This window comes from Actinocrinis sp., assembly GCF_035946395.1.
GTDB lineage: Bacteria > Actinomycetota > Actinomycetes > Streptomycetales > Catenulisporaceae > Actinocrinis.
Map to the genome: position 1 here is coordinate 1 of NZ_DASYZI010000005.1, position 6,212 is coordinate 6,212.

A 6,212-nucleotide genomic window follows, 5' to 3' on the forward strand; every position below is an offset into this window, starting at 1 on the left:
TTTCGCCACGCCGCGGCGCACCACGCTGCTGGAGGCCGCCGACGCGCCGCTCACCGCCGCGGTGCCGCTGGAGGTCGAGGACGCGCCGTGCCGGGTGCTGCTCTCCTCGACCGGGCTGCTGGCGCGGGTCGCCGGCGGCTCGAACGGCGCGTCGGACGCCGACGATGCCGCAGACGCTTCCGGCGCGGAATCGGGCGGCCCGCGGGCCAGGCACGACGCGATCGTCTCGACGGTGGCCGGGACGCTGCGCGGTGATGTGGGCGTGATGACCTCGGCGGGCCGGCTGGTGCGCGTGGCCGTGATCGACCTGCCCTCGCTCCCGCCGACCGCCGGGTCGCCGAACCTGGCCGGCGGCGCCGCGGTGTCCGAGTTCATGGATCTGGCGGCGGACGAGAAGGTGCTGTGCCTCTCCACGCTCGATCCGCAGTCGCCGGGCGTCGCGCTCGGCACGGTGCAGGGCGTGGTCAAGCGGGTCGTGCCGGACTTCCCGGCGAACAAGAACGAGTTCGAGATGATCGGGCTCAAGGATGGCGACCGGGTGGTCGGCGCGGCCGAGTTGCGCACCGGCCAGGAGGATCTGGTCTTCCTCACCACGGACGCGCAGTTGCTGAAGTTCTGCGCCGATCAGGTCCGCCCGCAGGGCCGCCCGGCCGGCGGCATGGCCGGGATCAAGCTGTCCGAGGGCGCTACGGTGCTGTCGTTCACGGCGATCGACCCGGAGCGTGACGCCGTGGTCGTCACAGTCGCCGGATCGAGCGCCGCACTGCCCGGGACGAGTGCGGGCAACGCGAAGGTGACGCCGTATGGGCTTTACCCGCCGAAGGGACGGGCGACCGGCGGAGTGCGTTGCCAGCGGTTCCTGCGCGGTGAGGATCAGCTGATCTTCGCCTGGGCCGGCGCGACCCCGGCGCGGGCGGCGGACGAGGCTGGGAATCCGGTGGACCTGCCGCCACTCGACCAGCGGCGGGACGGTTCGGGCACTCCACTGCACAAGGCGGTGACTGTGATCGCGCCGGGCGTCGGGATCGGCATGGCGGACTAGGGGATGTTGAGCTGTGGGGCCGGATGAGGGCGTGGCATGTGGCGCGTGCGATCGCGAGGCGGAGGGTCGTGCTCGGACTGGGTGTCCGTGCATGACCCGGCAACGCGGCGAGCGAGCGTGACAGGCGGCAGACCCCGGCCACACGGCTCAAACACCCCCTGGGACGGGGGCTGGGACCAGGACGAGGGGTGTCGCGGCGGTTCGGCTACACCTCGAACCAGACGATCTTGCCGTGCGCGGTGGTTCTGGTGCCCCAGTTCGCCGATAGCTGATCGACCAGGTACAGGCCCCGCCCGCCCTCGTCGCCCTGATGCACGGTACGCAGGCGGGGCGCGGCGTCGAGTTCGTCTGAGACTTCACAGACGACCGTGGTGGCGCCGTGCAGCAGGCGCAGTCCTATCGGACCGCGTCCGTAACGCAGCGCGTTGGTGACCAGTTCGCTGACGAGCAGCTCGACGACGTCCGCCACGTCGGGGCGCCACACCTCAAGGCGGCGGCGCACCAGTTCGCGGGCACGCGCCGCCACGGTCGGCTGGCTGGTCAGCACCCACGAGGCGACCCGGTTCTCCGGGAAACGGTCGAGTTCGGCGATGAGCAGCGTCGCGTCGTCGAACGGGTGCGGCCCGAGCAGGGATTCGAAGGCGGCGTCGCAGGCGGCCTCCAGCCAGGCGCCGTTCTCCCCTCCGGGCTCCGACCCGGGCTCGGATCCGGCCCCGGACTTGGGCAGTGGCGTTGGCGATGGCACGGCCTTCGAGATCGTGCCGAGCAGTTCGTCGATCCCGGCCTCGATGTCCCGGCCGCGGTCCTCGACCAGACCATCGGTGTAGAAAGCCAGGGCCGAGGCCGGTTCGACCATGAACTCACGCTCCTCGAAACGCTGGCCGCCGACGCCGAGTGGTGCGCCGGGCGCGAGCGGTACCGGTTCCACACCGACGCCCGGGATTGCCAGCAGGGGTGGCGGGTGCCCGGCCGACGCGACGGTGCACTCGCCGACGACCGGGTCGTAGATCGCATAGACGCACGTCGCGATGTGCGATTCGCTCATGGACCTGGCCAACTCGTCGAGTTCCCGCAACACCAGGGCCGGATTGAGATCGAGCTGGGCCAGGGTGCGCGCGGCGGTGCGGAACTGGCCCATGATCCCGGCAGCCTGCAATCCGCTGCCCATCACGTCGCCGACGACGAACGCGACCCTGCGGCAGGGCAGCGCGAACACGTCGAACCAGTCGCCGCCGACCTGAGCGCCGACCGAGCCGGGGCGGTAGCGGAACGCGACCCGGGTGCCTTCCACGTCGGGGAATCGCTGGGGCAGCAGCGTGCGCTGCAACATCAGCGCCGTGTCACGCTCGCGTACGTAAAGCCGGGCGTTGTCCATGCTGACGGCGGTGCGTGCGGCGAGTTCGTCGGCGGTTTCGAGGTCGATCAGTGCGAACTCGTCGCGGTTGGCGACACGTACGAAGCGAACGGCGCCGATCAGGCAGCCGCGCGCGACCAAGGGCGCCACGATGCTGCGGTCGGCGTGGCTCGCGTCGGCGTGGCCTATGTCGGCATAGTCGACGTGCGTTGCGTCGTTTATGTCGAGTAGCCGCGCGCGCCCTCCGGTAATGCACTCGTAGAGCGCGGTACTCGGTTGGATCGGCGGGAGGCTGTCGCCGACGTGGTCCACCAGCGCCGAGGCGTCGGGCTTGTTGCTTGCGCGTGTCGCGATGCTGTGCAGGCTGATCGGCTCGGTCGAGACATCGACCGACGCTCTGTTGGGCGCGGTGTTGCGCGAGGTGGTCGCCGAGTCGAGTAGGTAGACGGTGGCCTGGTCGCAGAACATGGGCACGGTGACGCTCACAAGCTCGGCCGCGGTCTGAGTGACGTCAAGTGACGTGCCGATGCGGTTGTTCGCCGCGTTCAGGATCGCGGCCCGCCGCCGGGCGAGTCGGGCACGTTCGACGGCGTTCTGACGCTCCGTGACATCCACGACGATCGCGGTCAGCCCGAGCACTTGGCCGTCGCGATCCTGGAGCCGGGCGTAGGACACCGACCAGTAGCGGCGCTCGTCCGGCCCGCCGGCCCGCGTGGTGGCCCTGACGAGCACGTCCACGACGGGCTCACCGGTCTCCAGCACGCGTTTCTGGAGCGGTGGGACGGTGCGTGCGGTGTCCGGGACCAAGTCCTCGACCCGGTGTCCGAGATGTTCGCGGGCCGCAATGCCGTTGTAGGCGGCCAGCGCGTTGTTGACCCCGATGTAACGGCGCTCGGTGTCGTAGATGGCGATGCCGACGGGAACCTGGTCGAACAGCGCCTCGAAGAGCGTGCGTTCGAACTCGAACCGGCGCAGGTCACCGGCATCGGTGGCGACGACCTGGATCAGGTCGTGACCATCCGACAGTCGCAGCGTGACGGCTCGGAATCCGACGTCGAATACCGCGCCGTCGCCGCGCAGCATCGGCAGGAAGCCGACCCAGCCGCCGGTGCGGGACGCCCGCCGGAACACTTCGCCGGCTCGCGATCGTGCCTCGGCGGGGAACAGGTCGGCGACGTCGGTGCCGAGTACCTGTTCGACCGGACGCCTAGCCAGGTCCGCAGCAGTGGGCGACCAGAGGACGATCCGGCCGTCGGCATCGAGTGCGAAGGTGGCGATCCGGATCAGGCCGAGCAGCGCCTGCGTCCCGGTGCCGGACGAGGATCCCGCACCGGCCGCCATCCCGTCCGGCACACCGCCGGTGGACGAGTCGAAGGCTGCGGGCATCTGACGGTCCTGGGGTTCGAGAGCTGGCCGCTCCAATCCTTCCCAGAAAGTATGATCTTTATATTTGGCGCCGAGCGAGTTAGGCCACTCGGATGACATCCGCGGCTTGTTGAGCTTGCGGAACCCGAGCTTGAGGAACACCCGCAGCGTCGGTGCGCGCGTCGAGCGCATCCAGGATCAGCAGATCGCCGTCCAGCCACGGCAACGACCGTGTCTCTGTGGCACCGGGCCGCACCCAGACGAGTGCGTCATGGCTCTCCAAAGCCCGAGGCTCACCCTCTTCGATCGTCGCGAAGTAGGTGCGTACGACCATCGCACCGCCCGCGATCGGATACTCCGGCCCGATCCGCTCCCCCACGGCGATGCGCACGCCGAGCTCTTCCCGGCATTCGCGTTCCAGTGCCTCGATGTCGTTCTCGCCCGGCTCGGCCTTGCCGCCAGGGAATTCCCACTGGCCGGCGAGCTCCGGTGGTCCCGTGCGCCGCGCGGCGAGGATCAGCCCATCGCGTTCGATGACCGCGGCGACGACGACACGCACACTCTTCTGCTGCCTCTCCTGCTGCATGCGGGCCATCGTCCCACGCTCCGCCGGGAGGGTGACGGAAAGCACATCGCCGCAGCATGCAACGGTGATGTTTCACAACGTGACCACGCCTCTCGTTCATTCAACGCCGACACAATAAATGGTGGCAGTTGACGGAATTTAGCGTCGGTTTGTTGTGTTAACTGGGCTGATGACCAGCGGAATGTTGCACAGCGTGCACTCGACGGGTTCGATGGCTGAACGCATACTCAAGACCATGCGCGACGCCTCACCGCACAGAATGCACACGTACGACGCTCGACTGGCCGATTTGGTCTTCGACTACATGCGCGACCGGTTGCAGCTCGATCCGGTGCCGCTGGACCATCCCGGCGAGCGCGCGAAGCTCGACGACGCGCTCGCCGGTCTGCTCGACGCGCACGGCCACGATCCCGCGCAGGTGCTCTCGGTATACGCCGAGCAACTGGCTCCGGCCGTGATCTCGTGCGACAGTCCGCGGTTCCTGTCCTTCATCCCGGCCGCGCCGACCAAGGCCGCGCTGTTGTTCGACATGGTGGTCTCCTGCGCCTCGTTGCAGGGCATCTCCTGGCTGGAGGCGGCCGGCGCGGTCGCCGCCGAGAACCAGGTGCTGCGACTGATCGTGAACCTCGCCGACATGCCGGAGAGCGCCGGCGGCTGCTTCGTGACCGGCGGGTCGGCCGGAAACCTGTCCGCGCTCGTCGTAGCACGCGAAACCGGACGGCACAGACTCGGTCTCGGCGCTTATGACCGCACTCGGATAGCCGTGAGCGACCAAACGCATTCCTCGGTCATCAACGCGCTGCGCATCATCGGTGTCGAACCGCTTGTCGTGCCGACGACGGACCACCGGTTCACGGGCACCGATCTGCGCGCGGCGCTGGTGCGTGACACCGGTGACGCCCCGGTTATCGGCGTCGTCGCGACGGCAGGCACGACCAACGCGGGCATCGTGGACGACTTGGCAGGGATCGCCGCGACGGCTCGTGAATCCGACCTCTGGTTCCACGTTGACGGCGCGTATGGCGGCGCCGGCTTGTTCGCGCCGAGTGTGCGCGCGAAGTACAACGGAATCGAGCACGCGGACTCGTTCGTCGTCGATCCGCACAAGTGGCTGTTCGCGCCTTTCGACTGTGCGGCCGTGCTCTACCAGCAACCACATCTGGCCAAGGCCGTGCACACGCAGGATGCGTCGTATCTCGACGTCATCCACACCGATTCGCCTGAAGAATGGAACCCGACCGACTACGCGTACCACCTCACGCGCCGTGCGCGTGGCCTTCCGTTGTGGTTCTCGCTCGCCGTGCACGGCACTGACGCGTACCGGGACGCGATCGAGGCAGCGCTTTCGGTCACGAAGGCGGCGGCTGACCTGATCCGCCGGCACCCGGAACTGGAACTGATCCGCGAACCGGAACTGTCGGCGGTCCTGTTCCGGCGAAAGGGCTGGACGCCTGCCGACTACGACGCCTGGTCGCGGCGGCTGCTGGCCGGACAGGTCGCCTTCGTCACGCCGACCAGTTGGGAGGGTGAGACGGTCGCGCGATTCGCTTTCCTGCACCCGGGAACCGCCCTCGCGATGGTCGAGGAAATTCTCGCCACGGTGTAGCGACGCGAGTAAGGGCACACCGGTAACAGTTCGTCGACGGCAATCAGCCCGGCAGAGGTTCCAGAACATGTATTCGAGCTGGTTTCTGATGATGAGTCACTTCGACGAGCAGCCTTAACCCCAACGCCGTTCAGTTAGGTGCTGGTCGGCTGTGTCAATCGGGGCTGGCCAGCACGGTGATGCTGAATGTGCTCTTGTAGGTGGTTCGATCGATGGCCGGGCCTCGGGCGTTGTACTTGGACAGCGCCCGTTTCACGAT

Annotated in this window: 4 protein-coding genes; 2 read left to right on the forward strand and 2 right to left on the reverse strand. The window is 68.4% G+C overall.

Features of this window, described 5'->3' with window-relative positions; genetic code table 11:
- Window positions 1–1,042: DNA gyrase C-terminal beta-propeller domain-containing protein (locus VGS97_RS00430; protein WP_326851108.1), on the forward strand; the 1,042-nt coding region annotated here is incomplete at its 5' end.
- A gap of 205 nt (window positions 1,043–1,247) precedes the next feature.
- Here the strand turns inward: VGS97_RS00430 and VGS97_RS00435 are convergent.
- Together VGS97_RS00435 and VGS97_RS00440 are read right to left on the reverse strand one after the other, a co-directional pair.
- Window positions 1,248–3,782 (reverse strand): SpoIIE family protein phosphatase, encoded by a 2,535-nt coding sequence (locus VGS97_RS00435; protein ID WP_326851109.1) that lies wholly within the window; start codon window positions 3,780–3,782, stop codon window positions 1,248–1,250.
- 79 nt (window positions 3,783–3,861) lie between these two features.
- The gene (locus tag VGS97_RS00440; protein ID WP_326851110.1) at window positions 3,862–4,347 is read right to left on the reverse strand and encodes a (deoxy)nucleoside triphosphate pyrophosphohydrolase; all 486 of its coding nucleotides are present in this window, start codon (window positions 4,345–4,347) and stop codon (window positions 3,862–3,864) included.
- 259 nt (window positions 4,348–4,606) lie between these two features.
- Here VGS97_RS00440 and VGS97_RS00445 point away from each other — a divergent pair, with 259 nt between their 5' ends.
- Complete coding sequence (locus VGS97_RS00445; protein ID WP_349261917.1) at window positions 4,607–5,953, forward strand: pyridoxal phosphate-dependent decarboxylase family protein; 1,347 nt, start codon at window positions 4,607–4,609, stop codon at window positions 5,951–5,953.
- Window positions 5,954–6,212 lie beyond the last annotated feature (259 nt).